Annotated in this window: 4 protein-coding genes; 2 read left to right on the forward strand and 2 right to left on the reverse strand. The window is 25.9% G+C overall.

The genetic code is table 11. The features are described from left to right. The coding region (locus AMN70_RS03330) for a TatD family hydrolase (RefSeq protein ID WP_179850382.1) at nt 1-244 on the forward strand (244 nt) is incomplete at its 5' end. Nucleotides 245-247: 3 nt separating this feature from the next. Continuing rightward, nucleotides 248-1,018: an MBL fold metallo-hydrolase gene (locus AMN70_RS03335; protein ID WP_075501761.1), complete on the forward strand. Its 771-nt coding sequence runs from the start codon at nt 248-250 to the stop codon at nt 1,016-1,018. On the opposite strand, the gene AMN70_RS03340 is transcribed toward AMN70_RS03335, so the two are convergent. Both AMN70_RS03340 and AMN70_RS03345 read right to left on the reverse strand, forming a co-directional pair. Continuing rightward, a complete protein-coding gene (locus tag AMN70_RS03340) occupies nt 1,013-1,555 on the reverse strand; it encodes a glutathione peroxidase (protein WP_256998032.1) in 543 nt (180 codons plus the stop codon). The genes AMN70_RS03335 and AMN70_RS03340 overlap by 6 nt on opposite strands. Nucleotides 1,556-1,563: 8 nt before the next feature. Further along, a partial coding sequence (locus AMN70_RS03345) for a Na+/H+ antiporter NhaA (protein ID WP_179850383.1) occupies nt 1,564-1,922 on the reverse strand: 359 nt, incomplete at its 5' end.

Raw genomic sequence — 1,922 nt, forward strand, 5'->3', positions numbered from 1 at the left:
CAGTGGAATTATTACTTTTAAAAATTCTTTAGATCTTCAGGAAACATTTAAATTAATTCCATTAGATAGAACACTAATTGAAACTGACAGTCCATATTTAGCACCTGTTCCTAATAGAGGAAAAAAAAATGAACCATCTTTTGTTAAATATACTGCTGAAAAACTAGCTGATATAAAGGAAATTTCACTGACAAAACTAGTTGAATCAACTACATCAAACTTCAATCAATTATTTTCTTTATAAATTATGAAGTTCATAATATTAGGATGTGGGAGTTCAATGGGTGTGCCAAGACCAGATGGTTTTTTTGGTAATTGTAATCCTAAAAATAAAAAAAATTTCAGATCTAGATGTTCAGCTTTAATAAAGACAAAAAGTGAAACAGTTTTGATTGACACTTCTCCTGATCTTCGACAACAGTTAATTAACAATAATATTGAAAAAATTGATAAAGTTTTTTACTCACATATGCATGCTGATCAAACTCATGGAATAAACGATCTTAGAGTATTTTATATTAAAGATAAAAAAACTATTCCAGTATTCGCTGATAAACCTACTAGAAAGTATTTATTAAATGCTTTTGGATACTGCTTCACTAATAATAACAAAGAATATCCAGCAACTTTGAAATTAAATTCTATATCAAAAAATCTAAAAATAACCGACGGAAAAAAAAGATTAAAAATCAAAGCAGTCAAAGTTAAACATGGCAAAATTGATAGTATTTGTTACATAGTAGATAAAAAACTTGCCTATATAAGCGATATTAGTGATATTCATAAAAAAAATTATATACATTTCAAAAACTTAAAATATCTAATTATTGATTGTTTATGGTTAAGGTATCATCCATCTCATCTAAACTTAGAAAAAACTTTAAAATTTATAAAAATATTTAAACCAAAAAAAGCTGTCTTAACAAATCTACATTCAGACTTAGATTATAATTTTCTAAAAAAAAAATTACCGAAGAACATATTTCCAGCTTATGATGGAATGACAATAAATTTATAGAATTTCCTCAATTTTGTTTACTATTTTTTTTGACATAGGTTTTGTGAAAGATGAAAAAGTTTCCTCAATTTTACCCTCTTTGTTAATTAAAATTTTATGAAAATTCCACTTTGGTATAGCTGGTTTACCATAATTTTTTTCAGCCCATTTAAAAATTTCATGAGCTTTTTTACCTTTTACTTCAGTAATAGTAGATAATGGAAAATTAATATCAAAATTTATTTCACAAAAATTTTTTACTTCTGAATTTGAACTTTTTTCTTGGTTAAATGAATTAGAAGGAATTCCTAATACAATTAAACCATTTGATTTATATTTGTCCCATAATTCTTGAAGTTCTGTATATTGTTTTGTAAATCCACAATAGCTGGCAGTATTAACTACTAAAATAACTTTATTTTCATAATTTTTAAAGTCGATAATTTCACCATTGATACTTTCTATTTCAAGATCAAAAAAAGTTTTATCGTAATTTGCCAAAGCACTATTTTTAAAAAATAACATCAATATTGTTAGCCCTATTATTATTTGTTTCATTAATTTAATTATTTATTGGGTGTGAGTAATATCAAAAAATAACCAAATAGGGTGGATAATAGTGACCCGGTTAAGACACCTATTTTTACACCATCCATGTATTGCATATTATCTACAAATGCTAAATTGCCTACAAATAAACTCATTGTAAAACCAATTCCAGTAAGAACACCAACGCCATAAAAATTAAACCAGTTTGCATCATTTGGCATTTGAGCAATTTTAGTTTTAATTGACACATATGAAAAAACAAAAACACCTAACTGCTTACCAACAAATAAACCTAATAAAATTCCAAGGGGCACTTTATTTAATAAAGATGCAAATGATAAACCTTCTAAAGAAACCCCTGCATTTGCAAAAGCAA

It is taken from the genome of Candidatus Pelagibacter communis, from assembly GCF_001179925.1.
In the GTDB taxonomy this organism is placed as follows: domain Bacteria; phylum Pseudomonadota; class Alphaproteobacteria; order Pelagibacterales; family Pelagibacteraceae; genus Pelagibacter; species Pelagibacter ubique_E.

Bases quoted from the DNA above. Each gene is read 5' to 3' on its own strand.
- AMN70_RS03340 (WP_256998032.1), bottom strand. From the start codon at position 1,555: ATGAAACAAATAATAATAGGGCTAACAATATTGATGTTATTTTTTAAA.
- AMN70_RS03335 (WP_075501761.1), top strand. From the start codon at position 248: ATGAAGTTCATAATATTAGGATGTGGGAGTTCAATGGGTGTGCCAAGA.